Source organism: Massilia sp. DD77 (assembly GCF_036961685.1).
Classification (GTDB): domain Bacteria; phylum Pseudomonadota; class Gammaproteobacteria; order Burkholderiales; family Burkholderiaceae_D; genus Telluria.
Genome location: NZ_JBAMDH010000011.1, coordinates 92,546 through 118,471, shown reverse-complemented (window position 1 = coordinate 118,471; position 25,926 = coordinate 92,546). Strand labels below are relative to the sequence as shown.

Genomic DNA, 25,926 nt, shown 5'->3' with positions numbered 1-25,926 from the left:
ATGTTTAATTCGATAGTTCGCTTTAGCCTGCGCAACCGCCTGTTCGTCCTGGCGGCGGCGCTGATGCTGATGGTCTATGGCGCCATGACCGCATGGCGTACCCCGGTGGATGTTTTCCCTGACCTGAACAAGCCGGTCGTGACCGTGTTGACCGAAGCCGGCGGCATGGCTCCGGAAGAGGTCGAGCAGCTGGTGTCCTTCCCGATCGAGACTTCGCTCAACGGCATGCCGGGCGTCACCCGCGTGCGTTCGGTGTCGGGCGTCGGCCTGTCAATCGTGTATGCAGAGTTCGATTGGGGCACCGACATCTACCGCAACCGCCAGCTCGTCTCCGAGCGCATCACGCTGGTCAAGGAACAGCTGCCCGGGAACATCTCGCCATTGATGGGGCCGGTCTCCTCGATCATGGGCGAGATCATGCTGATCGCACTGCCGATCGATGTCGCGAAAACCGACCCGATGAAGGCGCGCGAGTATGCCGATTTCGTATTGCGGCCGCGCTTGCTCTCGATCCCGGGGGTGTCGCAGGTCATTCCGATCGGCGGCGAAGTTCGCCAGTTGCGCGTCGAGCCGGATACGGCGCGCATGGCGCAATTTAATGTGTCCTTGGAACAGGTGACGACGGCGCTGCGCGGCTTTGCGTCCAACACCAGCGGCGGCTTCGTGGACCTGAACAACCGCGAATATCTGATCCGTAACCTCGGCCGTACCAACCGCCTGGACGACGTCAAGGGCCTGGCGATTACCTACCGCAACGGCACGCCAGTCCTGCTTGAGCAGGTCGCCAGCGTGAGCTATGCGCCTGCCTTCAAGCGCGGTGACGCCGGCCTGAACAGTAAACCAGCGGTGATCGTCAGCGTGCAAAAGCAGCCCGCCGGCGACACCGTGCGCCTGACGCACGACATCGAAACCGCCCTGGCGGAGCTAAAGCAGGGCCTCCCGGTCGGCATCTCGCAGCCAGTGGTGTTGTTCCGGCAGGCCAACTTCATCGACGCTTCCATCGGCAACGTCGTTGAGGCACTGCGCGACGGTGCAATCCTGGTCGCCATTATCCTGTTTGCCTTCCTGCTCAGCGCCCGTACGACCCTGATCTCACTGATCGCCATTCCGCTGTCGCTTGCGGTGACGGCACTTGCCTTTCACCTGCTTGGACAGTCGATCAACGTGATGACGTTGGGCGGGCTCGCCATCGCAATCGGCGAACTGGTCGACGATGCGGTGGTGGACGTCGAGAACATCGTGCGCAGGCTCAAGCAGCGCGGCGAAGCCGGCCAGTCGGTGCTGGAAACCATCTGGCACGCCTCGGTCGAGGTACGCTCGGGCATTGTCTACGCCACCGTGATCGTCGTGCTCGTGTTCGTGCCGCTGTTCGCCTTGCCAGGTATCGAAGGCCGGCTGTTCGCGCCGCTGGGCATTGCTTACATTGCCTCGATCCTGGCATCGATGCTGGTGTCGATGACCGTGACGCCTGCACTGGCCTACTACCTGCTGCCGAAGATGAAGCGTCTGCACCGCGGCGATAGCTCGATCGTGCGGCGCATGAAAGCATGGGATACGGCCGCGTTGAACTGGTCGTTCTCGCGCATCCGCATGATGATGGCGGTGGCTCTGATTGCAGTGATCGCCGCGGCGGCATCGGTACCGTTCTTCCCGCGCGCATTCCTGCCGGCGTTCAACGAAGGCTCGCTGGTCATGGGCATGACCTTCACGCCGGGTACGTCGTTGACAGAGGCGAACCGCATGGGCTCCCTTGCCGAGACCCTGATCGCGCAGGTGCCGGAGGTGACCAAGGTCGGGCGCCGTACCGGGCGTGCCGAACTGGATGAGCACGCCGAGGGCGTGCACTCGGCAGAAATCGATGTCGATCTGGAACCGTCCGAGCGCTCGCGCGAAGAAATCATGGCGAGCATCCGCAACCAGCTGTCGGTGATTCCCGCCTCGGTCGCGATTGGACAGCCGATCTCGCACCGGCTCGACCACCTGCTTTCCGGCGTGCGCGCCCAGATCGCCCTGAAGATCTACGGCGACGACATCGACACGCTGCGCGGCCTGGCGGACGGCTTGCAGGGCCGCCTGCGTGCGGTACCGGGCCTGGTTGACCTGTCAGTGGAGCGGCAGGTTTTGATCCCGCAGATCAAGGTGCGGATCGATTACCGCAAGGCCGCGCAATACGGCCTGGCGGCGGGTGATGTGCTGCAGGCGCTACAGGCACTGGCCGAAGGCACGCGCGTCACCCAGGTCATCGACGGGCAACGCCGTTTCGACCTGGTCGTGCGCCTGGCCGACGTTGATCGCTCGCCGCAGGACCTGGCGCAGGTGATGCTTACCAGCCCGGCAGGGCAGATTCCACTTTCGAGCGTCGCCATCGTCGAAGAAGGCGACGGCCCGAACCAGATCGGCCGCGAAAACGGGCGCCGGCGGATTGTCGTGTACGCAAATACGGACGGTTCCGACATGTCGCGCATTATCGACGACGTACACAAGACGGTTGCCGCCAGCCGGCTCCCGGGCGGCTACTTCGTCAGTGTCGAAGGCCAGTTCCAGGCGCAGGAACAGGCGCAGCAGCTGATCGTCGGTCTGTCGCTAGCTTCTCTCGTGCTGATCTTCCTTGTGCTCTATTCGCGCTATCGCTCGTCGACTCTGGCACTCGTCATCATGGGCAATATCCCGTTCGCCCTGGTGGGCAGCGTGGTCGCCATGTGGATTGCCGGGGTGTCGCTGTCGGTCGCGTCGATGGTCGGCTTCATCACGCTGGCCGGCATCGCAACCCGCAACGGCATCCTGAAGGTGAGCCATTACATCAACCTCTGCAAGTTCGAGGGCGAGACCTTCGGCTGGCCGATGATCGTGCGCGGGTCGATCGAACGCCTGACGCCGGTCCTGATGACGGCGCTCGTCGCGGCCTTCGCACTGACACCGTTGCTGCTGGCGGCGGATGCGCCAGGCAAGGAGATCCTGCACCCGGTCGCAGTCGTGATCTTCGGCGGCCTGATCAGTTCCACCCTGCTCGATTCCCTCCTCACGCCGCTCATCTTCTGGAAGGTTGGCCGCCGCCCGCTAGAGCGGTTGCTGGCGGAAAAAGGAGGCGACACATATTGATTCACAAGGGCCAAGTGGCGGCGCCCATTCTTAGCCGCCACAGTTTTTTGGAGCATAAAATGAAAAAGTTGTTTGCAGTAGCGGCCCTCGCGGCCAGTGTTGTCCTGTCGGGTAACGTCCTCGCGCACGGCGCCAAGTCCAAGCATGGTGGCATCGTACAGAGCGCGGGCGACCTGGCATTCGAACTCGTCACCAACGACGGCGGCACTACGATTTATGTCGACGACCACGGCAAGGACCTGCCGACCGCAGGCGCAACCGGTACCCTGACTGTGTTGAAAGGCACGGAAAAGACGGAACTGCCGCTCGAGGCAGGCGCGAACAACACGCTGGTCGTGAAGGGCGACGCCAAACTTCCGCCAGGCAGCAAGGCAGTCGCCGCCATCACGTTTGCGGACAAGAAGGCTGTCAGCGTCCGTTTCTCCATCAAGTAATCGCCACTCCGGTGGCCGTTCCAACGGCCACCGGCACATGGTGTCGATGAAGTCCCCAGCAGAACGAAACTAAAGGATAGATGATGAAGTGGCTCATCACGAAATACCTGATCACTGCAGCGGTTGTCGTACTGGTCTCTGAGGCCGCAAAGCGAAGTGATCGCTTCGGCGGGTTCGTCGCAGCCCTTCCGATGATCACACTGCTCACCCTGGTATGGCTGCATATCGAAAACCAGCCCGAGGCCAAACTCGCGAATCACGCGTGGTACACGTTCTGGTATGTGGTGCCGACTCTGCCGATGTTCCTGGTGTTTCCGTGGCTGCTGCAGCGTTTCGGATTCTGGTGGACTCTGGGTTCCTGCGCGCTGATCACGATGGCTTGCTTTGGAGCGTTTGCACTTGTAGTAAAACGGTTTGGAGTCACTCTTCTTTAAGGCCAGGCATTGGGATGCGCCTTGGGTTGGTCGGGACGACAAAGCTGGGCTAGAAGTGCTCTACTCAACTATCCTAAGAAATTGGCTTTTGGTACACTACGGTCAGCAGTCAGCCGGTCGACTATGGTCTCTTTTAATCCAGGTTTAGAGGTCTTCATTTGAGAGTGCCCGATATCGAATTGACTGAACGCGAGAGCGAGCTTTTGTCCGAAATCGCGTTCCGCTACACATCTCATGATGAACTCCGTGCGTCTCTTACGCCGATGGCGGCCTTAACGGCGTCCTTATTGGAACGTGGCGCGATTCCTGAAGTTCGCCTTTTATACTTCACCGATCCTGAGCGAAATCCAGGGGGACGAGGAAAATCCCGTCAACAGATTTTCGAAAGGAATGGCACCTCTGAAGCAGAGATCTCTGCGCATCCGCATTTTCTGAAGTATCTCAAATACTTCATTTATGGCCCCGACCTTCCGCTGAGCATTGTTGCGAAATTCAAGGAGACCATGTCGTTCTCTGGGTATTTGACAGCTGGGGACATCAACGACCTGGTTCCTGCTGCGCGTGCCGCTGTGCGATCAGCTCGGCTTAGTCCGCACGAAGCTGCGGAAGAGTTTCACAAGTGAGCGCTTGAGTGCCAGGCGATGCCCTCTAGTGCCGAGAGTATTCGGAAGTCTATCCTTGCTATCCGGTAGTCACTCTTAAGAAAAACACCGATGCTCATGCTTCGTCTTGAGGAGCCTTGCGAAATCGACTAACAACTTTGAAACAAAATAGCGTGTATCTCGACAACTCCGCGAGTACAGAAGCGTAAGGAGCCAAGGCCGTTCCAAGCCAGTTCGGCTTCTCAGCCCCTAAACACTCGTGAAAGATCGCCAAGGTCTCACATCATGTGGCTTTTTTCCTCTGAATAGGCACACCGACATGATCAGCCGCCCTTCGGTTTAGAAGGGCCGCTCATGGTTTAGACGCTACGCTACCGCTATTTTCTCTGCCTTACGATGCACCTGGTAGTACATCAGGGGTAGTAGCAACAGGGTAAGTGCAGTCGATGATAGGACACCGCCAATAACGACTGTTGCTAATGGGCGTTGGACTTCGGCACCAGTACCAGTTGCGATGGCCATCGGCACGAACCCAAGCGATGCAACGAGCGCCGTCATCAGGACGGGCCGCAACCTCGTCAATGCGCCTTCGTACACAGCGTCAAGCAGGGTACTTCCTTCATCGCGTAGGTTCCGGATAAAGGAAATCATCACCAGGCCGTTCAGCACCGCCACGCCCGACAGTGCAATGAAACCTACTGCTGCAGAAATCGACATCGGGATGTCTCGCAGCCAGAGCGCGAAAATGCCTCCTGTCAGTGCGAATGGAATGCCTGTGAAGACCAGCAGGCCATCCTTCACGTTGTTGAACATGACAAACAGCAGGGCGAAAACCAGGATGAGTGACGCCGGTATCACAACCTGCAGCCGCTTGGCCGCGGCCTGCAGGTTCTCGAACTGCCCGCCCCACGTGGTCCAGTAACCGGTCGGCACCTTGACATCGGTCTGGATACGTTGCTGCGCGTCGGCGACGAACGAACCGATGTCACGTCCACGCACGTTGGCCGTGACGACAACGCGACGCTTGCCCTGCTCCCGGCTCATCTGGTTCGGGCCTGGCGCCATGTCGAATGAAGCGATCTCACCGAGCGTAATGAAGTGCTGTGCACCTTCCACACCCTGGGCCGGCAGCGGGATCGGTAGCCGCTTCAAAGCGTCGATATCGCTACGCACCGCCTCCGGCAGCCGCACCACGATGTCGAAACGCCGGTCCCCCTCGAACAGCGTGCCTGCCTCGCGGCCGGCCGTTGCCGTCGCGATCGTTTCCTGGACGTCGGCAATGTTCAGGCCCATCCGCGCAGCGCGCTCCCGGTCGACCTGGATCTGAAGCATCGGAAGGCCGGTGGTCTGCTCGACTGCGACTTCGCTGGCACCCGGCACTTTCTCGAGCACTTCACCGAGACGGGCAGCGGTCGCGTTGAGGGTGTCAAGATCGTCCCCGAATACCTTCACCGCAACGTCACTGCGCACGCCAGAGATCAGCTCGTTGACCCTGAGCTGGATCGGCTGGCTGAACTCGTAGCTGTTGCCCGGCAAGGTTTCGACGGTTTCTTGAACTGCTGCCAGCAACTCGTCGCGCGTCTTTTTCGGCTTGGGCCATTCGGTCTCGGGTTTCAACATGATGTAGCCGTCCGCGACACTCGGCGGCATGGGGTCGGACGCGACCTCCGCGGTTCCGATCCTGGCGAATACTCGCGCGATTTCCGGGAACTTCTTGATCAGGGTGGTTTCGATCTGCTGCTGCATCTTGACCGACTGCGTCAGGCTCGTCCCCGGCACGCGCACCGTCAGGACAGCGAAGTCACCCTCGTTCATGTTGGGCACGAACTCGGTTCCCAGCCTGGTTGCAAGCAGCACCGAAAGGGCGAGCATGATGCCGGCGAAGGCCAGGGCGACCGGCTTGTTCGCCATGACATACCGCAGGGCCGGCTCGTAGTAGCGCCGCGCCGTGTGCATCAGGCGGCTTTCCTTCTCCTCGACGTGCTTGTTCATGAACAGGGCGACGGCTGCCGGAACGAAGGTGACCGACAGGATCATCGCACCCAACAGGGCGATGACCACCGTGAACGCCATCGGATGGAACATCTTCCCCTCTACCCCCGTGAGAACAAAGATCGGGAGATAGACGATCATGATGATCAGCTGGCCAAACAGCAGCGGACGTTTAGCTTCCTGCGCGGCGAGGAAGACTTCCTCGAGACGTTCCTGCAGGGTCAGGGTGCGGCCGTGGTGCGTTTGGGCGTGAGCGAGGCGCCGCACGCAGTTCTCGACGATGACGACCGCGCCGTCGACGATGATGCCGAAGTCGAGCGCACCCAGGCTGAGCAGGTTTGCGCTGACCTTGTTGCCCACCATGCCTGAGAAGGTGAACAGCATCGAGAGCGGAATGACCATCGCTGTCAGCAGCGCCGCCCGGATATTTCCAAGGAAGACGAACAGCACCGCAATCACCAGCACGGCGCCTTCGAGCAGGTTCTTCTTGACCGTGTTGATTGCCTTTTCGACCAGCACGGTGCGGTCGTACACCGTCGCCGCCTTGACGCCGGGCGGCAGCGTGCGATTGATCTCGGCCATCTTCTTGTCGACCGCGGTCGATACCGCCCGGCTGTTCTCGCCGATCAGCATGAAGACCGTTCCCAGCACGACTTCCTGCCCGTTCTCGGTGGCGGCGCCGGTGCGCAGCTCGCGGCCGATCGACACCTCAGCCACGTCGCGCACCCGTACTGGCGTGCCCTTGATATTCGACACGACGATGTTTCCGATGTCGGCGATCGATCCCACTTGACCAGGCGCGCGGATCAGGTACTGCTCCCCTGCCCGCTCGATATAGCCGGCGCCGACGTTGCTGTTGTTGCGTTCCAGCGCAGTGACGACATCCGCAAGGCTCAAGCCGTACGAGGACAGGATGTTGGGATTAGGCGCAACCAGGAACTCCTTGTTGAAGCCCCCGATGGAGTTGATCTCCGTGACACCGGGCACATTGCGCAGCTGCGGTTTGATGATCCAGTCCTGGACTTCGCGCAGGTCGGTTGGCGTATAGGGCGAGCCATCCGGCTTCTTCGCGCCTGGGACGGTCTCGACAGTCCAGGAATAGATTTCGCTTAGGCCCGTGGCAATCGGCCCCATTTCCGGCACGGCGCCGCTTGGAAGGTCTTCACGCGCGTCCTGCAGCCGCTGGCTGACCAGCTGGCGGGCGAAATGGATGTCGGTGCCGTCCTTGAAGACGACGGTTACCTGCGACAGGCCATAGCGCGACAGCGAACGGAACGACTCGAGTTGCGGCAATCCGGACATGAGCGACTCGATCGGGAAGGTGATGCGCTGCTCGGTCTCTAGCGGAGAAAACCCCGGCACGGCCGTATTGATCTGTACCTGGACGTTGGTCACGTCCGGTACGGCATCGATGGGCAGCCGCTGGTAGTTGTAGATACCGGCCACTGCCATGGCCAGGACGAGGAACATGACGATCCAGCGGTGCTCGATGGAAGCACGAATAATTCGATTAAACATGGTCATTGGTCCCCGTTCAATGCTCGTGCTCGGCATCGCCCTTGGCTCCCTCGGCCTTGATGGCAAAGCTGCCGGCGCCGGCGTACGCTTCGCCGGCCTTCATGCCGCTTACGATCTCGACCAGGCGCCCGTCCGAGCGGCCGACCGACACGGGCTGGGCCATGAAGCCCTTGCCAACGCGCTTGAACACGACCTGGCGTCCCTCGACCGTCTGGAGCGCCTCCCGTGTGACAGCCACCGGCACCTCCGCCGAACCGGTGACGATGTCGACGTTCACGAAGAGCCCCGGCCGCCAGGCGGTCTTCGGATTGTCCAAGATGACCCGGGCCTTGGCCGAGCGCGACTCCTGGCCGATCAGGCTGCTAACGAAACTGACCTTGCCTGGCGCCGTCGTGTCGGAGGCGACCGAGCGGATGACCGCTTCGGTACCGACACGAACGATTTCCAGGTCCTTAGCCGGCACGACGACATCCGCCCACACGGTCGACAGGTCCGAAATGGTGAAGATGCGTGTATCGGCGCCGGCGACTTCGCCCAGGGCCACGTGCTTCTCCACGATCGTCCCACCGAACGGTGCGCGCACCTGCAGGCGGTTGCTTGCCCCCGAGCCGCCGCCCTGGCTGCCGAGCGCCGCCAGCTTCTGGAGTGCGCTCTGCAGGGCGATCTCGGCTTCACGCAGCTCGCTTTCTGCCTTGAGGTAGTCCTGGCGAGCGGAGATCTTCTCTTCCCAAAGTGACTTTTCCGATGCGTACACGCTACGTGCGTAGGCGAGGCGCTTCTCGGCCGCAGCCAAGTCGGCACGCTGGTCAGCGATCTCGGCACTGGCGATGACGGCGAGGACATCGCCTTTCCTGACGTTCTGGCCCAGCGTTGCGGCAACCTGTTCCACCGCGCCAGGTGCACGCGCGGTGACGTGGGCGGTGCGATCCTCGTTGAGCGCGATCTGGCCGGGCATTCGGATGAAGGTGTCGAGATGCGCCGCGGCTGCGGTTTGCATCGTGATGCCGGCGAGCTTGATCTGGTCGTCGGTGAAGCGGATCAGACCTTCGCCTTCGCGCTTTTCGCCGTGCTCGTCACCGTGCGTTTCGCCGGCATGTTCGTCGCCTTTGCCCTCTTTGGCGGCCCCGACTTCTTCCTTATGCTCGTCCTTTTCGACATGCTCGGCGGCTTCGCTGTGCCCGGCCTGTTCTATGCCGCCACTGCGGCCCTTGAACAGGACGAACCCGCTGAATGCGATGGCCAGGACCACCATGATCGCAACGATCTTCAACTGATTTTTCTTCATTGTTACTCCTGTGCCTGGGTGGTACCGGTGAGCGGGCCTGTCGTGCCGACGAGCCGATCGATGTCGGCCGATGCCCGGTAGCTCTCCGCCACCGCCAGCAGATATTGGTTTTTCGATTGGAACAGGGTGCGCTGCGCGTCGAGCACTTCCAGGAAACTGAACTTGCCCAACTCGAAGCCACGGCTGGCGGCCTGGTAGGTGCTCTCGGCCCCGGGCAGCACGTCCGTCGCGATCACGGCCACCTCTTCGAGGGCTGCGGACAGGCGGGCATAGGCGTCGACCAGCTCGGTGCGCAGGCGTAGCGACTCGGCGTCCAGCTCGTCGCGGGCCTTGTCGGTGCGGCGCAGGGACTCGAGCAGGCTGCCCTGGTTACGGTTGAACAATGGCAGGGGGACCGACAGCCCGACCACAGTCTGCCTGCGGCCATCCTCGCGCTTCGTGCCTACGGCGACCGTTACATCCGGCATGCGTCGGGAACGCTCGACGTCGACCGAGGCCTGGCGTTGCTCGACCAGTGCACGAGCACGCGCTACGCCCGGTGCACGCTCCAGTTGTGCGAGCAGCTCATGCAATGCCGCAAGACGCGGCAGCGCGACGGCGCCCGGGTTTGCAATCTCGATATTGCGCGGATCCGCGCCTAGCATTGCCGCGAGCTTTCCCTTGGCACGCACGAGCTCTCGCCTGGCTTGCACGGCCTCGATGCGCACGCTTGCCTGTGCCACCCTGGCCCGGGTCTCCTCGACCGGAGACACCTTACCCGCAAGGACCCGCTTACCTGCCACGTCGGTTGCCTTTGCTGCGATCGACGCAATCTCGCCGGCCAGGCGGCTGCGCTCCATGGCTGCAAGCACCTCGTAGTAGGCCGCGATGGTTTCGCCGCGTACGCGCGCGCGTACGGCGCTGACGTCCAGGGACGCAACATGCTGCTCGCGCTCGGCCGCACGTATGCGTGCGGAACGTTTGCCGCCGAGTTCGAGTGGAATGTTCAGCTGCACCGTCGATGTACGGTCCGGCTCGTCAAAGCCCTCGCGCAGCAGTTCAAGTTCCGGATTGGGAAGCGTCCCTGCCTGCTTCACTGCCCCAGCCTGGGCAGCCACTTCGTTAAGTGCGGCACGGATCTCTGGATGCACGCGTAGCGCACGCTCCACGGCTGCATCGACCGTCAACGAAACTGTCGCGTTGTGCTTCGATTCAGCGGGAGCGGTAGCCCCCAGCTGGGCTTGCGCGAGGGGCGGCACACAGGCCATCCCCGCCATCGCAAGCGATAGGATTGCTTTCTTCATTTGTTTCTCCGAACAAGATCTCTATTCGGCGGACAAATCCGCCGCCTCAGGCGAGTGCTTGCCAGTCGGGCCGGGGAATCAAGTCGGGGATATACGAGACATAGCGGGGACCGTCATAGCGGAGATGGACGGTCGGGCCGAGCTGGGCTAACGCGGAACTTGCGGAAAAAATCGCACTGGTCGGAACGTGGTGGCAATAGTCGCAGTCGGTATCAAGTTGGATCTTCTTTGCATCGTGTTTGCCGTCCTCGTTCGCCTTGTCGTGCTTGTGCACGTGATGGCCGAAGTGCGGAGCAGCCGCTTCCTCATGCGCGCAATAGGCTCCCGCAATCGCCCAGGAGAACTGGAGCGGCAGGAGCACGAGCAGGAGAATCAGGAAGAAGCGTTTCATTGGTTTTTCTGACGCAGCAGCCGCAGGCCGTTGAACACGACAAGCAGGCTCGCGCCCATATCGGCGAACACAGCCATCCACAGTGTAGCCGATCCGGCAATGGCCAGCAGGAGGAACACTACCTTGATTGCCAACGCGGCGAAAATGTTCTGCTTGAGAATGCTGCTTACCTGCTTGCTCAGGCGAATGAACTGAGGGATCTTGCGCAGGTCGTCATCCATCAGTGCGACGTCGGCCGTTTCGATGGCGGTGTCGGTACCGGCCGCGCCCATCGCGAAGCCGATATTTGCCTTGGCCAGCGCGGGGGCATCGTTGATCCCGTCGCCGACCATGCCGACGACCCCGTGCCGGGCGATCTCTTCATTAACTGCCACAAGCTTGTCCTGCGGCAGCAGATTGCCCCGGGCGTCGTCAATGCCAACCTGGCGCGCGATGGTGGCCGCGGTGACTGCGTTGTCGCCCGTGAGCATGACTGTGCGAACGCCAAGCTTGTGGAGCTGGGCGATCGCCTCGCGGCTGGTTTCGCGGATGGTATCAGCCACACCAATGATCAGCAGCGGCGCCGTCTCGTCACATAACACCACTGCGGTCTTGCCCTCGCCTTCGAGCTTCGCGAGCACGGCCTCAGTTACGTCGTTGCAAATGCCAAGCTCCTCCACCAAGCGGTGGTTGCCCAGGTAGTACCACTTGCCGTCGATTTTTCCTTTCGTGCCCCGGCCGGTCAAAGCCTCGAAGTTCGTCGCCGTCGATACAGCAGCGGCGCCTGCCTGATCCGACCAGTGGCGGCTCACCGCGGTCGACACGGGGTGGTCCGAGCGATCGGCAAGCGATGCCGCCAGTTGCAGTGCACTGCCCACGTTCCCTCGCAAGTCGGATACATCGGTCACGACCGGTTTGCCTTGCGTAATGGTGCCGGTCTTGTCTAGGGCCAGTGAACGCACTTTGCCACCCTGTTCAAGATAGACGCCACCCTTAATCAGGATGCCCATCCTGGCTGCAGCGGCAAGGCCGCTGACAACCGTCACCGGGGTCGAAATCACAAGCGCGCAGGGGCAGGCGATCACGAGCAGTACCAGCGCCTTGTAAATCCATGGCATCCACTCTGCTCCCAACATCAGCGGCGGGAAGATCGCGACCGCAAGTGCCAGCGCGAACACGATCGGCGTATAAACCTTCGAGAACTTGTCGACAAAACGCTGGGTAGGTGCGCGGCTTGCTTGCGCCTCTTCGACGGCGCGGATGATGCGCGAAAGCGTCGAATTGCTGTGGGCAGCCGTGACGCGGTATTCGAACGACCCGGTCTCGTTGACTGTGCCGGCGAACACCATGTCACCCACTGCTTTTGAAACCGGAATGCTTTCGCCCGTGATCGAGGCCTGGTTCACTGCAGACTGCCCGGCCGTCACCGTACCGTCCAGGGCAATCCTCTCCCCGGGCCCAATGCGCGCAATGGTGCCGACCGGGACGCCTGCCGCTTCGCGCTCCGCCCAGGCGCCGTCTTTCAGGCGTACCTGCACGGTATCCGGCGTCAGGGCAACCAGCCCCTGGATAGCGTTTCGTGCTCTGTCGAGCGAGCGCGCCTCGATCAGCTCGGCGAGCGCGAACAGGACCATGACCATCGCAGCTTCCGGCCACTGGCCGATTAGCACCGCGCCGGTGACGGCAATCGACATCAAGGCATTGATGTTGAGGTTGCGGTTCTTGAGGGCTATCCAGCCCTTCTTGTAGACGCCCAGGCCAGAAACAGCAATGGCGGTCACTGCCAGGAGAATGACCGGCACCGAATTCTCGACCCCGGTGCTCCATGCGATGACCTCGGCGGCAATCGCCGCAGTCAAGCCGAGCAGAAGGCCGATGAATTGCTTTTTCTGTGTTGGTACCGCGGCCGGCGCGGTGCGTTGGCCCGGCGCGTTTGCGACGGCCATCCCCTCCATGCCAATCGATTTCAGCGCGTCCTCGATCTGAGAAACAGGGCCGCTGTGCCAGACGGCCAGGCGTCGCTGCATCAAATTGAACTCCAGCTTTTTAAGCTGAGATAGGCCGGCGAGCTTGCTGCGAATGAGCGCCTCCTCGGTCGGGCAACACATGTTCTCGATGCTGAACACGGTATGTGCCGCATTGGCCTCGGCGTCGATGCCGCCTTCGACGACCGGTTCCATACCAACGGCCCGAATAGCCGTGATGATAGGAGCCGGATCGGGGAGGCTATGCGAGACCCGCAGTTTCCGCTGGACGAGATTGAAGTCCAGCTGCCCAACGCCCGCCACCCGGCCCAGCGCCTGGCGCAGCAACCCTTCTTCAGTTGGACAGTCCATCTCGGCAATACTCAGTTCGAGTGCGCTTGTGACGACGTCCGGACTGACCAACGCCGACGTTATCTCGGCCGGCTTTGCGCAACAGGCCTTGCTCTGGCAATCCGACATGACATTTCCTCTGCAAACTATGTATAGTCGGTATTGGAAACCCTGTAGCAGGTGCAGGGTCAAGCGTCTAGCAAACGAAACAGGACAATCTCTATGAAAATTGGCGAACTTGCGGAGCGATCCGGCTGCTTGGTGGAGACCATCCGATATTACGAGCGAATCGGTCTTCTCATGCCGCCTGAGCGCGCGATGAATAATTATCGGACATACAACGAGCGGCACAGTGAACGTCTGCTGTTCATACGTCATTGCAGGGCGCTGGACATGACCCTGGACGAAATCCGGACCTTGCTGGACTTTCGGGACGATCCCCAGGTAAGGTGTGTAGGAGTAAACGAACTTCTCGACAAGCATATCGGTCATGTCGTCGAGCGGATTCGAGCGCTTACGGCTCTGGAAGCACAGCTACGTGAGCTTAGGAGCCGTTGTGTAGTCGCTGATACGACACGCTCGTGTGCCATCCTGCATGCCCTCGGTACCGAGCCTGCGCGACATACCGAGAAAAACGTCGCATTGGCATTCCCTCACGAGCTCGGACACTTTCGATAGGTATGTGGGCTACCACCACTCGGGTAGACGCTTTCCCAAAACGTGCTACCAGTAACTCAATCATGCATCTGGCGGCCGGTCAGCCGCACTCGCTACCCAAACAACCCATGGAGGAACCAGCGTGGTTCTGGGTCTTCATCGGCGCTGCTGACCCGCTCCCGATAAATCCAGTACAAGGCGTGTTCTTGGCCTTCCGCAATCCAATAGTCCCTGGCGGCCGTGCCTCCCCACCACCCCGCCTCGACACGTTCTGGGCCAGACACCATCCGCAGCGGCGAGCCATAGAACGGCCTGTGGTTTCGCACGAGCAGCGGGATCGGCTTCACTAGCAGCCAACTCGGCCGTAGAATGCTGCTCAGGTTCGGTGGCAGCTGGTCGGCAATCACCGCCTCTCGTACCTTCTCTTGGATCGGAACCCACGTGTTCGCAACCTCGGGCCGGTAATCCGCCACAGGCTTCACCTGGCGAACCTTATCCTCGCCAAGGCGCGCCACGAGCAGCTCGATCATGCGTATCTGGTCTTCCTCAGTGCCGCCCGGCTCAGGAAAAAGCGACTCAGTGGGAGGCTCCATTAGTTGCAGCTGGGTTGTCTGGAGCACCAACCCGATTACTGGAGCTTCCAGTACCAGTTTTCCAAGTCGCTCTTTCAGCAACCTCACGATGTGATCACTATGCCAGACCGGCTCGGCCAAGAGGATCTCGACTTCGGTCGGCGCACGCGCGACACGGCCGCGTTCGTGTTCAAGCTTGAGCATGATGCCCCTTACTGCAAGCTGCATTGCACACAACCAGCCGATCAGCTGCAGAACCAGACGCTGCGCGCCAGACAGCAGTAGGTCGGCATTTTCGATGCGGTCAAAAAGCTCCATCTTTGCTTTGAAGTTCGTGGGCGCCTCGATCCATTCGAACACCTCAGGAAGGCTGCCGAACGCGCGATCAAGGAGATCGAGCAATGCACGGCCACATCGACGTTGAAGACCAGGCCGCGGCAGCCGTCGCAAGTCACCGATCGTATCGCAGCCAATTCCTTCAAACCAGCTAGCGAAGGGCCTCGCCGCTGGCAAAACTGTGACTGGAAGACGATACAGCGCTCGCTCTGATGACTGTTGCTTTAACATGCGGCCGCCGCCAACGCGCGCAAGCATCCACGCTGCCCGCGCCGTTGGAGCGCAGCTTAACTTCCCAGTAAATCCCAAACCACGAAGGTCCGCGCGAACGCGTCTACATAACGATCGGATACCACCGAACAACCGCAAACTCGCGCCGATATCCAGCAACAGCGTCGACTCGTCCGCCAACGTCACTTGTGGCGTGTATTGAAGCATTGCCATCGCGACGGCCTGTAGTGCAGCTTCTTCCCGGGCAGCGGTGCGTTCATGGATCCGAGCATCCGGTGCCAGCATTAACACACCGCCGCGACGCATCGCGGGCTTGATACCCCCCATGCGCGCGCCGCGCGACATCGTTAGAACCTTCTCTCGCTCAAGGATGACCGTAACGCTGTTACTGGACCAACTCGGCTCGAAGACCTCGAGTGGAAGCTGGGGTAGATATAGTCCGATCCACAGGCGCATGACGATGAACAAAGGAGGGAGACAAGGGTAGGAACAGTGTAGTTTCGCGCTGTGGCCCCCGACGTTTTAGGAAGTCGATCTCAACACCGCCGCGCGCTGGCCGAACCCCGATCCGAAGCGGCGCAGGCGAAGGATCCTGCGCTGCTGCGAGCGGACGGAACAAAAAGAAAAGGCTTTCTCCGTCGGCAGCAGCCAAACTCAAGCGTCGCAGGCTCTCATTTCGAATGTGACCTGGCCAAAACAAAAGAGCGTGACATCCGCCATTTCGGAGAACTTGTTCGGCAGCCCAAAGGGCATCAGCTGTGCGATCAGGCTGTACCCAGGTAACTTGTAATGGATTCAATCCCATTGCAGCCAACGCGATTAAATTTGGGACATGTGGCGGCTGAATCATCATTACCCGACGCTTACCAGCTGCTGCCAGTGCAGGCTGCAGAAGCCTCAGCTCGCCTGTACCAGGCTGACGTAAATGCAGCTCAACTATGCTACTGGTCGGCCATCCCCCTCCCGGTAACTGGGCAGATAAGACAGGATGGCCGGTGTCAACACAACGCGTGCTCGAACGGCCGAGCTGCGAAGCGCGCCATAGCGACGGGTGAATCGACTCCGGCGTCGAATGGATCTTAGGTAACATATCAGCCTCACAATACTGTATGCCCATACAGTATATGATTGATTAGGTTTTAGCAAGGCGTGGACGCGTGTACCTGAAGTGCAGTAGCAAAAATCGTATGAGAAGCATTTGCAGATGTGTCCAATTGGCAACATATGATGCCTCATACAGGACAACTCCCGCGAGCTGCAGGAGGTAGGTCGTAGAGCCTACCGCAGGAAGAAGAACAAGACAGCAATTCCAGCCGTTGAATCGCCGCTGTGCTGGTAGCGCTGGTGCCGGCGCTGATCCCAAGGCCGGGGACCCGCACTGCGGACGACGTCTAGCCTTGCGCGTACGGTATCAGCTTCGGCTTGTGCCACGGCGATGGTAAGGGGCGCCATGCGTCTACGGCGCGGGCGCAATAGTCATATTGTCAAACCATGACGCGGCAATCGTGAATGCTTACAGAATGCCAGTCAAACCTGACAACGTTTGCAAGGTCAACTACGCGCTCTGCCCGCGCGGCAGTGATCGTTGCGCTCATTCGCTATGCTGCGGCCCGTTGCTCGCCGATGGGCAAACCCTTCCAGCGCGCCCTGGCAAGCAGCATGCTGGCCTTCTTCAGCCAGCCGCTGTCGGCCTGAGCGGCTTTAGTCAGCGTTGCTAGCTGCGACAGCAATTGAGTGCCTGCGGTGTTTTCAGTGCCGCTTCAGCAGGCCAACCACTATCTCCACAGCAAAAAACACTCCAATTGGAACTCTACACTTTCTAAATTCCGCGTACCTATAAAACTATTATTGCAAAATAACAGCTTTACTGAAGGGTAAGTCCGAATTTTGTTCACCAACTACGCAACAAACTATTCCATTCTCGTGAAATGAATTGCATCTGCTCGGTAAACATAGTTATATTTATTGATACTTACAAAACACGGCAGGCCATGACCCAAAGCAATTCCCAAGCAAAGTTTTCTTGATGAATCATTTGCCAGTTATCCATTACTGAGCGACTCAAAGGTTTTGTGAAGAGTTGTCAGCAAACGCAGAGCAGCCAAGGAGTCGAAAATGGCTAAAAAGCGATACACACGAAATGAATCAGATATCCAGAAATTGTTAAGTCAAGGACGCGGCCAAGGAGTTGGGGGGAAGTATTCCCCATATCTTTTCGTACGGGACGTTCCAAGTCGTGGCCGGTCACATCGAATATACAGCAAACTAAACGGCCGGGTACTTCACTTACTCTCTGATATTGAATACGCGCACTGCTTAACATTCGATATGGATGAGACAGTCATCGATATACGTGAGCAGTTTGCCTTGAGCCGAGCCGACACCATCCGCATTGCATCAGTGTTAGGCTTCAAGCATCCAAAAGACCCAACGAGCGATACCAAGTTGGTCATGACCACAGACCTAGTCATCACATATAAAAACGCGGGAAAAGTGACATATAAGGCTGTTTCAATAAAACCTAATGCTCACCTTGAAAAACCTCGCACTAAGGAGAAGCTCAAGATTGAAGAAGTATACTGGTTGGAAAGAAACATCAAATTCCAAATTTTGACAGAACACGACATACCGCTCCACCTCAAGCGCAGCCTGCAATGGCTACGACAATACAGTGACTTTTCCAATTTTGTGGAGCCACGCAACGGATATTTTTCCAAGCTTGCCCAGAACCTTATTGTTCGTATCCGGCACAAAGGAAGTGATGAATCAGGATTAGCTGATACATGCAAGGCGCTAGACGCACAGTTTGCAGATGAGCCGGGAGCTCACCTTATGATAGCTCGACACTTGCTCTCAACACGTCTGCTGCAAACCAATTTGAACCGCGAACAAATATGGGATACACCAATCTCAGAAATTAAAGTGAACAAAAAACTAGATACCTTTCGTCAATTCAGATGAATGCTTTAATTAAAAACACCGTTATCTGCTTGCCCCAAAATCAAGATACCAAGCGGATTCTTTATGTATCCCAGGGGAATGACCTAATCGTTTCCATACCGATGCGCGGCCGTCGCTGTTCGCCAGGAATTTCAAGTCATTGTGAATGGTCGAGCATGCTGGAAAATGGTGATTTGGAAATCATCAACGATCCAACGCTAGATTTACCGTTTAGCCACGCACTAACTGACGGGATGATATCTCGAAAAGAAAAAGCTTGGACTACCATTGAACCCTTGGTGAAGGATATACCGGCGATCTTTGAGTCTCGTTACCGAAACAATAAAATATCTATACGAGCCGTTGAAACAAATTGTCACGTCGACAGTATTCGAGATTGGCTATGCGAATACTGGCAGATGGGTTGCACACCTTCAGCACTCTTTGGCAAACGCAACAATTGCGGCGCCCCTGGAAAAATAAAACCAAGTAGAGCAAAAACTCTTATCACCCCGGAAGGCGATACCACGGTGGAAGTCAAACGCGGTGCTCCACGATCGAAAACCCCCGGTATCGGCATGAATATCTCCGAAGAACACAGAAATATAATACGGGTAGCGACGAATCTATTTTATAAGAAAAACAAGAAGGCAACATTGAAGCTTGCTTACCTCAAAATGATCCACCACTATTACCGAGACAAAATCACCATCGATAGCAAGGGAAAAATATCAATTACACATCCGGATGAAATCCCAACATACCAGCAATTTATTTATTGGTACAAAAAACAAAATGAAGAATACGATGTAGTAATAGCAAGAAAAGGTAGGACATATTTCGAAAAAACATTACGACCGCTACTTGGTAATAGCACGTTCGAATCAATCGGCCCAGGCTACCGTTACCAGATCGATGCCACCATTGCTGATGTGTACTTAGTTTCGAGGATCGATCGTAATACGATTGTGGGGCGTCCCGTATTTTATGTCGTCATCGATGTCTGGTCGCGCTTGATCGTTGGCCTATACATCGGGCTGGAACAGGCGTCATGGGCAACAGCAATGATGGCTATCCATAACGTGACTTTGAACAAAGTTGAATTTTGCAGACAATTCGATATAGAAATCGATCCGGATGAGTGGCCAAATACGCCATTAGCTAGTGTTCTACTAGGCGACCGAGGCGAACTTCTTTCTAAACAAGCTGACAGACTTGCCGAAGTGCTCGATGTGGAAAACACACCGCCTTACAGAGCGGATTGGAAAGGGATAGTAGAGAGGCAATTCCGTCTACTTCCTGCAAAATTTGCCGCAGACGTAAAAGGATATGTAGAAAAGGACTTTGTCCAGCGCACTGGTCCAGATTATCGACTTGATGCATCGTTGACCCTACATGAATTCACAAAGATTGCTATCCACTGCATACTTGAACACAACACTACGCCAATCAATGGCTATCCGCTAGAAAATTCGATGGTAGCGCAGGAAATCCCTGCAATACCGTCTCATCTATGGAAATGGGGCAGCCGAAACCGCATGGGAGCCCTCGTACGTCATTCTGAAAACAAACTCATATTTGCGCTACTCCCAACAGCTGAGGTGAGTGTAACTGCAAATGGAATTAGCTTCTTAGGTCGGAACTATTATTCTGCAGAGGTGCACCAGCGAAATTGGTTCACCAAGGCACGTGGAAAGGGCCGATTTAAAGTCACAATCTCATATCACCCTCACAACCTCAATAACATATACCTTCATGATCCGGCCTACCGAGATAATTTCACAGTATGCACATTAATTAGCACGAATACCTCTGATCTGTGTTTATATGTAGAGGAGGTACTGGCCAACGCGGCAAAGGCGAGGAAGACAAATACAAAAATGGCTTACGATGTTCTTGGCCGCCAACTGACGCATCAGAAAGCCATCGAGGACATTGCAAGGACAGCCAACGACGAAAAAACAGAGATAGGTGAACCGACCCAGAGCAAAAAAGACCGAATCTCCAACATACGATCCTATCGCCTCATCGAAAAGGCCATAAACAGGATCACTAATTATCGAACTGGTTTCGGCATACCCATGCCAAAAAGCGCGTATACCCGACAAACAGCAGTCGAACCGCAGCTTGTCGATCGTTATGCGCGAGTGCCAATATTCGCTGATAATGAAGATTGACTAGATAGCAGGCTGGAGTCAACAAAGAAAATAGGACAGCTAGGCCCATGAATTCCGTTAGAGGTGAAAGAATGAAAGCTGCACCAAATGATAACGAGGCCCCTTTCCGTACTCTAACGGAATCTGCTCGTGCCAAGACGCGGCTAGATGTCGTCGCAGATTACGTGCCGAGCGAAATCCCCGAATATGCTGGGAATGAATTTATCGAAGCTCTAGGGCCGATACGATCTCGTAAAGATCTAGCAAAGCTAATGTCATATCATCCACCATTTGAACATTTGGAACGTCAGCACCCGGCACACGTCCGCAAACATTTAATGTTGCGACTCAAACGTCTATATGAACCTCTAACCGACCAGAACAACATCGCTCAGACTCTTAGCGAGATGATATATAGTGGCTATGTTCACCGTACTCCATCGTCGCCACAATTTCATCAATTTCTTCAGCAATCATATCTAGCGCGCTTGCGAGGCGCAACTGAGCAAATTGAAGACGTCGACCCCATGTGCGACTCTTATGCAATCATTGGCGTATCTGGCGTTGGAAAGTCAAGACTAACTCGTCGGGGCCTCGCCCAATTTCCAAAACTTATATGGCATCCTAAGCTAAGGATGTACCAAATTCCCTATCTCATTGTCGAATGCCCGTATAACGGCACTATCCGACAGCTCGCGCTAAATTTCTTCAGTGAACTCGATAAAATTGCTTGTACAGCTTACGAGGTACGGTTCTCTAAAAGACATATGACCGTGGAAGACTTAATTCGCGAAATCAACGCCGCCGCACATCTATTCGGAATCGGCTTGATTATTATTGATGAAATCCAACACGCTAAAGCTGCTTCAGGAGGCAGCTCAGAACAAAAATTCTTAAATTTTATCGTCCGGTTCGTGAATACATCAGTCGCGCCCGTCGTAATGATTGGCACAATGTCCAGCCTCGAAATGCTTCAATCGGACTTTCGACAAGCTAGAAGAACTATTGGAGCCCTACTTTCGAATCACAAGCAAGATCAAGAGTGGAACCAGTTTTTGAAGATTTTATGGGATTACCAGTGGACCAAGAAAGTTTGCCCTTTAAATCAAGACTTAAATAATGCCATATATGAGAGAACCCAGGGGGTACTAGATTTAGCAGTAAAACTCTATCAATATGTGCAGCGTCGCGCGATTGATTGCAAGTCGGAGGAAATAGACGTTAAGTTGATTCATCTCGTCGCGGATGAAGAGCTTACACGTGTTGCCCCCATGGTTGACGCACTAAAAACGGGAGATATTGCCAAACTTGCGAAATATGGTGACCTGACGTTGCCCGAGTTTAAAATTAGTGCTACGGATATGAAAAATAGCGAAGTCCATGGAATTAGTCTAAATCAATTAAGAGATGCGATAAAGGTCTATGGCGAGGAACGCGACCTGAATTAAGCTGCATTTTTCTATTAAATGCGCCCTCCTTAGCCTGTACTCATGAGTTAAATATGGCACTCGGCTACTTCCCGAAACTGTACCCTGATGAACTTTTGTGCAGCGCGGTCGCCCGTTATCGGGTTCATACGATGGCGTCTTTTCATAGACACGTTAACAAGGAGCTCTATTATAATAAGGATAGATATACGTCAGTTGCGTTGCCTCACAATCTTACGTTACTTCATGAGCAAATCGGACAATTCGTCGGCATGAGCCCCCGAGAGTTAGCTTATAACGCTACGCTTTTCCCTTACTACGCAGCATTTCGAGACGAAAATTCAAGAAATCAGCTCTTGAAAAGTATGCTGGAGATACATCGCCGCTATGAATTTAAGGCGTGTTCAAATATACAGCTCAAAATAATTAAAATATGTCCAGATTGCTTTACAGAGGATACAAAGCGGTTTGGCGAAGCATATTGGCATCGTACGCATCAGTTGGACTGTGTACATTTTTGCACAGTTCACTTAACCCCTCTGATCAAGGCAATAACTCGATATGGTGGCTGCACTCCCCTTGAACCGCTGTTGCCGATCACAAAGACCAAGAAGTACTTGCCCTATTTATCAGAAACTTCCAAACAGCGACTACTCGAAATCTCTGAGCTAGCCACGGCGTATTTGGAAAAGCGCACCATTTCTAATGAAACGCTGCTTCCAAAAAGTCGTCTTAACGAATTTCGAAAACTTTATTCCATAATAGGCGGAAGACTTAACATAAAAAAACTTAGAAAAGAATTTATTAATTTTTTCGGAGAACAAGCCATTGAAATATTGGAATTACAAATTGACTTAAAATATCAGAGCGAGGATTGGTTAGATAAAATATTTAGCTCTCGCCAAAAATTACTACCTCACAAACGCATTGCATTTGAGATATTTTCTAAAAATTATGTTTTGCCTCGTACGAAATACATGCGTAGTATAGGTTACATACACGATGGGCTGACACACCGAGCATGGCGTTGTCAGAACCCTGCAGCTGAACACTTCGGCCAGAAAGTAATAACGAACGTCTATGTATCTACCAGCTTCAAAATAAACGATTCTATAGTTTTTAAATGTTCCTGCGGTTTCACATTTCGGGTTAAATCTAGCAAATGGAATCGCCGGGAAGAACCAAATATTGAAGAAGTTTGTGAATATGGAGCTGTCTTTATACAAAAAGTCCGTAAGCTTTATCACGAAGGAATGGGCATATGCCATATTGCTGATAAATTCAACGCGCACAAGGACACAATTTCAAGGTTAATCCGACGCGATTACAAAATCCTCGATGGCAAGACTAATCCGGATGTTTACGAAGCGATTGCTGTCGCGAAGCGCATTAGGAAAGCAAGAACACTTGCCTTAAAAGCCAGCTTCCCTAGCTACGAAATGCAAGATAAAGAAATGGCCGAGAGAATATGGACAGCTGCATCATCTATCACGATGCAAATTCCTTCTGTAAAGATAACAGCTCGACGCTTACTTGAAGTGTCAAAAATTGAGATCGATGCGCTTGTAGCAAATCCACACTTTCCAAGAGCACTCTCAGCGATCTTGAATGCCGTAGAACCTTATACAGCTTTTTTCAAAAGACAACGGCAACAAAACTTGCATAATAATTTATAGCCGGTTGCATTGGTGACGGCTTTTTTCACTTGAAAAATCAAAGATCTTGCCGGTGGCTCTGCCTCGCAGTGAGAAATATTGAAGTTCTATGAGTCGTCTGCGACTTTGCTGTGCTCGAGTGGTGCCCTCTGCTACGTAGTGAAAAATTTTTTCATTCTCTACAGCTGCGCACGTGGTTGGCCCAGAACAGCAGGGCCCCGCAACTGCCGCTGCGCAGCACCTGTTCGGCCGCCCACAGCGCGTCGGCGCTGCGGCTGCTGCGCAGCCAGAGCAGGTGGGCCGGATCGAGGCCGAGCGCGGCCAGCGCCAGGGCCTGCGGCGGATGGGGCGGCTGCAGCAGGACGATGCGGCGCTCGGCGCAGTGCGCCAAGGCGGGACGCAGCAGGCGCATTTCGCCGATGCCGGGCTGTTGCAGCATGAGGTCGGTCATGGCGCCGGTGGGCCAGCCTCCGCCGGGCAGCTGGGACGACAGGGCCGCATGTCCGGTGTCGACGCAGCGCGTGCCGGCATGCGCCAGCTGCGACGCGAGCCACAGCGAAGGATGCAGGGCCTCCGGCGCAGAGCGTCCAGCATGGAATTGGGTGGATGACATAGTTGTATTCGCAGAAATACTGTATGAATATACAGTACTATCTGAGCCGGTATTTGGCAAGGTATATTCATTTTGAACATACCAGTTGGCCATGCGGTATTGATCAAACTTAAAGATGTGTCATCCCAACCGGAAGCGGAAAAATGGAATAATGCGGGCTTGTCAATTTATGTTCCTCCAATGAACAAACCTTCCCGCCCGATTGGGAGCCGCGCTTGAATCCCGTCGACATCATCGGCGCCGCCCTGTTCGCCCTTGCCCTGATCCATACCTTTTCCACCAAGGCTTTCGAAGCCCTGGGCCACCGTTACCCACGCCACGCCGGGCTGTTCCACCTGCTCGGCGAAGTCGAGGTGGTGTTCGGCTTCTGGGCCTTCGTCCTGATCCTCGTGATGGCCCTGATGGGCGGCAGCGCGCCGGCCATCGCCTACGTCGAATCGCGCCAGTACACCGAGCCTCTGTTCGTGTTCGTGGTCATGGTCATCGCCGCCTCGCGTCCGGTGCTCGACGCCGTGCGCTCCCTGCTGGGAGCGATCGCGCACCTGGCGCCGGTGCGCACCGAAGTGGCGCTGTGCTGGCTCGGACTGGCGCTGGTGCCGCTGGCCGGTTCGCTGATCACCGAGCCGGCCGCGATGACGCTGGCGGCCCTGACCCTTGCGCCCTATGTATTCCGCCCCGACATGCCGGAATGGCGTAAATATGCCGCGCTCGGCGTGTTGTTCGTGAACGTGTCGATCGGCGGCACCCTCACCTCCTACGCCGCCCCGCCGGTGCTCATGGTGGCCGGAACCTGGGGCTGGGACAGCGCCTTCATGCTCTCCCATTTCGGCTGGCGCTCGGCGCTGGCGGTCCTCGTCAATGCCACCGGCGTGACCTTGCTGCTGCGCGGCCACCTGGCGCCGCGCGAAGGCGCCGGTCTCACACCGGCGCCCCTGTTCGTGTCGCTGATACACATCGGTTTCCTGGCGCTGGTCGTGCTGCTGGCCCACCATCCGGTGCTGTTCATTGGCCTGTTCCTGCTGTTCCTCGGTTTCACCCAGGCTTACCAGCGCTACCAGGATCCCCTGATCCTGAAAGAAGGCCTGCTGGTCGGCTTTTTCCTGGCCGGCCTCGTGGTACTGGGCGGCATGCAGCAATGGTGGCTGCAGCCCCTGGTCTCCAGCCTGGGCCCGACTGCGCTGTTCTTCGGTGCGCTGGGCCTCACGGCAATCACGGACAATGCGGCCTTGACCTACCTGGGTTCCCTGATCACCGGCCTGAGCGACCAATCCAAGTACATGCTGGTGGCCGGCGCCGTATGCGGCGGCGGCCTCACCGTGATCGCCAATGCGCCCAATCCGGCCGGTGCAGCCCTGCTGCGCCAGGGTTTCACCGATGAATCGATCGGCGCAGCCGGATTGTTTCTCGGAGCGCTGGCGCCCACCTGTGTCGCCGCGCTGTTATTCTTGATCTGACACCGCGCCGCGGTGGCACCGATGACGGAGGTAAGCATATGGACGACGACATTCTGGTCAGCAAGGCCGGCACCATCGAACGCTGCTGCCGCCGCGCCCGCGAAGAGTACGACAAGGACCCGGCCACCTTCACCGAGGACATCACGCGCCAGGACGCGGCCACGCTCAATGTGCTCCGCACCTGGGAGGCGGCGATCGAGATGGGCGACTACGTGATCGGCAACGCCAGACTCGGCCTGCCGCAGGACGAGCGCGAAGTCATCACCCTGCTGGCCGACCATGGCTGGATCGACGCCACCCTGGCCGAAGACCTCAAGCGCACCGGCGAATTCTGCCGCGCCGAGTGGGATTACCAGGAAGCGCCCCTGCCCGCCCTGGTGACGATCATCAAGCGCGGCCTGGACGATTTCACGGCCTACGCCGCAGCCTTGCTGGGTGGCGCCCGTACCGCCGGCTGAGCGATGGGGTGGCGCGTAGGACGCGCGCTAACTGGTATGATGGCGCGTTTTCCGGATTCCGATCCCGACGCCGCCTGACAGCCTTTGGCGGTGCA

General features: G+C 56.8%; 19 protein-coding genes. 11 read left to right on the top strand and 8 right to left on the bottom strand.

All coding sequences use genetic code 11. The annotated features are described in order from the left end of the window. From V7778_RS08460 to V7778_RS08445, 4 genes are all read left to right on the top strand, one after another. Positions 1-3,099 (top strand): efflux RND transporter permease subunit, encoded by a 3,099-nt coding sequence (locus V7778_RS08460; RefSeq protein ID WP_335553801.1) that lies wholly within the window; start codon positions 1-3, stop codon positions 3,097-3,099. A gap of 59 nt (positions 3,100-3,158) precedes the next feature. Then, the gene (locus V7778_RS08455; RefSeq protein ID WP_335553798.1) at positions 3,159-3,533 is read left to right on the top strand and encodes a hypothetical protein; all 375 of its coding nucleotides are present in this window, start codon (positions 3,159-3,161) and stop codon (positions 3,531-3,533) included. 83 nt (positions 3,534-3,616) lie between these two features. Further along, positions 3,617-3,967 (top strand): DUF3147 family protein, encoded by a 351-nt coding sequence (locus V7778_RS08450; protein ID WP_335553796.1) that lies wholly within the window; start codon positions 3,617-3,619, stop codon positions 3,965-3,967. A gap of 164 nt (positions 3,968-4,131) precedes the next feature. Then, complete coding sequence (locus V7778_RS08445) at positions 4,132-4,590, top strand: hypothetical protein (RefSeq protein ID WP_335553794.1); 459 nt, start codon at positions 4,132-4,134, stop codon at positions 4,588-4,590. A gap of 345 nt (positions 4,591-4,935) precedes the next feature. Here the strand turns inward: V7778_RS08445 and V7778_RS08440 are convergent, their stop codons facing one another. The 5 genes from V7778_RS08440 to V7778_RS08420 are packed head-to-tail and all read right to left on the bottom strand — an operon-like array spanning position 4,936 to position 13,461. Beyond that, positions 4,936-8,079 carry an efflux RND transporter permease subunit gene (locus V7778_RS08440; protein WP_335553901.1) on the bottom strand — a complete coding sequence of 1,048 codons (3,144 nt, stop codon included), beginning with the start codon at positions 8,077-8,079 and terminating at the stop codon, positions 4,936-4,938. Positions 8,080-8,095: 16 nt separating this feature from the next. Next, the gene (locus V7778_RS08435) at positions 8,096-9,364 is read right to left on the bottom strand and encodes an efflux RND transporter periplasmic adaptor subunit (RefSeq protein WP_335553791.1); all 1,269 of its coding nucleotides are present in this window, start codon (positions 9,362-9,364) and stop codon (positions 8,096-8,098) included. A 2-nt stretch (positions 9,365-9,366) separates the two neighbouring features. Then, the gene (locus V7778_RS08430; RefSeq protein WP_335553790.1) at positions 9,367-10,647 is read right to left on the bottom strand and encodes a TolC family protein; all 1,281 of its coding nucleotides are present in this window, start codon (positions 10,645-10,647) and stop codon (positions 9,367-9,369) included. Positions 10,648-10,693: 46 nt separating this feature from the next. Further along, positions 10,694-11,038: a hypothetical protein gene (locus V7778_RS08425; protein WP_335553786.1), complete on the bottom strand. Its 345-nt coding sequence runs from the start codon at positions 11,036-11,038 to the stop codon at positions 10,694-10,696. Next, a complete protein-coding gene (locus tag V7778_RS08420; protein ID WP_335553781.1) occupies positions 11,035-13,461 on the bottom strand; it encodes a heavy metal translocating P-type ATPase in 2,427 nt (808 codons plus the stop codon). Before V7778_RS08420 ends, V7778_RS08425 begins: the two co-directional genes overlap by 4 nt. Before the next feature lie 93 nt (positions 13,462-13,554). On the opposite strand from V7778_RS08420, the gene cadR reads away from it, so the two are divergent. After that, positions 13,555-14,010 (top strand): Cd(II)/Pb(II)-responsive transcriptional regulator, encoded by a 456-nt coding sequence (gene cadR, locus V7778_RS08415; RefSeq protein WP_335553778.1) that lies wholly within the window; start codon positions 13,555-13,557, stop codon positions 14,008-14,010. A gap of 92 nt (positions 14,011-14,102) precedes the next feature. Here the strand turns inward: cadR and V7778_RS08410 are convergent, their stop codons facing one another. Continuing rightward, a complete protein-coding gene (locus tag V7778_RS08410) occupies positions 14,103-15,584 on the bottom strand; it encodes a Y-family DNA polymerase (RefSeq protein WP_335553897.1) in 1,482 nt (493 codons plus the stop codon). Further along, positions 15,514-16,218: a translesion DNA synthesis-associated protein ImuA gene (gene imuA, locus V7778_RS08405; protein WP_335553776.1), complete on the bottom strand. Its 705-nt coding sequence runs from the start codon at positions 16,216-16,218 to the stop codon at positions 15,514-15,516. The genes V7778_RS08410 and imuA (V7778_RS08405) overlap by 71 nt, the downstream gene beginning before the upstream one ends. Before the next feature lie 1,238 nt (positions 16,219-17,456). On the opposite strand from imuA (V7778_RS08405), the gene V7778_RS08400 reads away from it, so the two are divergent. The 4 genes from V7778_RS08400 (at position 17,457) to V7778_RS08385 (ending at position 23,327) form a co-directional block, all read left to right on the top strand. Next, the gene (locus tag V7778_RS08400; protein ID WP_335553773.1) at positions 17,457-18,089 is read left to right on the top strand and encodes a TnsA endonuclease N-terminal domain-containing protein; all 633 of its coding nucleotides are present in this window, start codon (positions 17,457-17,459) and stop codon (positions 18,087-18,089) included. After that, a complete protein-coding gene (locus tag V7778_RS08395) occupies positions 18,086-20,245 on the top strand; it encodes a Mu transposase C-terminal domain-containing protein (protein WP_335553768.1) in 2,160 nt (719 codons plus the stop codon). The genes V7778_RS08400 and V7778_RS08395 overlap by 4 nt, the downstream gene beginning before the upstream one ends. 71 nt (positions 20,246-20,316) lie before the next feature. Further along, positions 20,317-21,672, top strand: coding sequence for an ATP-binding protein (locus tag V7778_RS08390; RefSeq protein WP_335553765.1), 1,356 nt, complete (start codon positions 20,317-20,319; stop codon positions 21,670-21,672). A gap of 53 nt (positions 21,673-21,725) precedes the next feature. After that, a complete protein-coding gene (locus tag V7778_RS08385; protein ID WP_335553763.1) occupies positions 21,726-23,327 on the top strand; it encodes a TnsD family Tn7-like transposition protein in 1,602 nt (533 codons plus the stop codon). A 151-nt stretch (positions 23,328-23,478) separates the two neighbouring features. Here the strand turns inward: V7778_RS08385 and imuA (V7778_RS08380) are convergent, their stop codons facing one another. After that, positions 23,479-23,919, bottom strand: a complete 441-nt coding sequence (gene imuA / locus V7778_RS08380) for a translesion DNA synthesis-associated protein ImuA (RefSeq protein ID WP_335553760.1) — start codon at positions 23,917-23,919, stop codon at positions 23,479-23,481. Positions 23,920-24,134: 215 nt separating this feature from the next. On the opposite strand from imuA (V7778_RS08380), the gene V7778_RS08375 reads away from it, so the two are divergent. Continuing rightward, positions 24,135-25,373, top strand: coding sequence for a putative Na+/H+ antiporter (locus V7778_RS08375; protein WP_335553757.1), 1,239 nt, complete (start codon positions 24,135-24,137; stop codon positions 25,371-25,373). Between the two features lie 38 nt (positions 25,374-25,411). Beyond that, entirely contained in the window at positions 25,412-25,831 is a 420-nt protein-coding gene (hepT, locus tag V7778_RS08370) for a type VII toxin-antitoxin system HepT family RNase toxin (RefSeq protein ID WP_335553754.1), read from the top strand. The last annotated feature ends 95 nt before the right edge of the window (positions 25,832-25,926 follow it).

Bases quoted from the DNA above. Each gene is read 5' to 3' on its own strand.
- V7778_RS08420 (WP_335553781.1), bottom strand. From the start codon at position 13,461: ATGTCGGATTGCCAGAGCAAGGCCTGTTGCGCAAAGCCGGCCGAGATA.
- V7778_RS08410 (WP_335553897.1), bottom strand. From the start codon at position 15,584: ATGCGCCTGTGGATCGGACTATATCTACCCCAGCTTCCACTCGAGGTC.
- V7778_RS08385 (WP_335553763.1), top strand. From the start codon at position 21,726: ATGGCACTCGGCTACTTCCCGAAACTGTACCCTGATGAACTTTTGTGC.
- V7778_RS08430 (WP_335553790.1), bottom strand. From the start codon at position 10,647: ATGAAGAAAGCAATCCTATCGCTTGCGATGGCGGGGATGGCCTGTGTG.
- cadR (WP_335553778.1), top strand. From the start codon at position 13,555: ATGAAAATTGGCGAACTTGCGGAGCGATCCGGCTGCTTGGTGGAGACC.
- V7778_RS08395 (WP_335553768.1), top strand. From the start codon at position 18,086: ATGAATGCTTTAATTAAAAACACCGTTATCTGCTTGCCCCAAAATCAA.
- V7778_RS08390 (WP_335553765.1), top strand. From the start codon at position 20,317: ATGAAAGCTGCACCAAATGATAACGAGGCCCCTTTCCGTACTCTAACG.
- V7778_RS08425 (WP_335553786.1), bottom strand. From the start codon at position 11,038: ATGAAACGCTTCTTCCTGATTCTCCTGCTCGTGCTCCTGCCGCTCCAG.
- V7778_RS08440 (WP_335553901.1), bottom strand. From the start codon at position 8,079: ATGTTTAATCGAATTATTCGTGCTTCCATCGAGCACCGCTGGATCGTC.
- V7778_RS08455 (WP_335553798.1), top strand. From the start codon at position 3,159: ATGAAAAAGTTGTTTGCAGTAGCGGCCCTCGCGGCCAGTGTTGTCCTG.
- hepT (WP_335553754.1), top strand. From the start codon at position 25,412: ATGGACGACGACATTCTGGTCAGCAAGGCCGGCACCATCGAACGCTGC.
- V7778_RS08400 (WP_335553773.1), top strand. From the start codon at position 17,457: ATGGATGAGACAGTCATCGATATACGTGAGCAGTTTGCCTTGAGCCGA.
- V7778_RS08450 (WP_335553796.1), top strand. From the start codon at position 3,617: ATGAAGTGGCTCATCACGAAATACCTGATCACTGCAGCGGTTGTCGTA.
- V7778_RS08460 (WP_335553801.1), top strand. From the start codon at position 1: ATGTTTAATTCGATAGTTCGCTTTAGCCTGCGCAACCGCCTGTTCGTC.
- V7778_RS08435 (WP_335553791.1), bottom strand. From the start codon at position 9,364: ATGAAGAAAAATCAGTTGAAGATCGTTGCGATCATGGTGGTCCTGGCC.
- imuA (WP_335553776.1), bottom strand. From the start codon at position 16,218: ATGTTACCTAAGATCCATTCGACGCCGGAGTCGATTCACCCGTCGCTA.
- imuA (WP_335553760.1), bottom strand. From the start codon at position 23,919: ATGTCATCCACCCAATTCCATGCTGGACGCTCTGCGCCGGAGGCCCTG.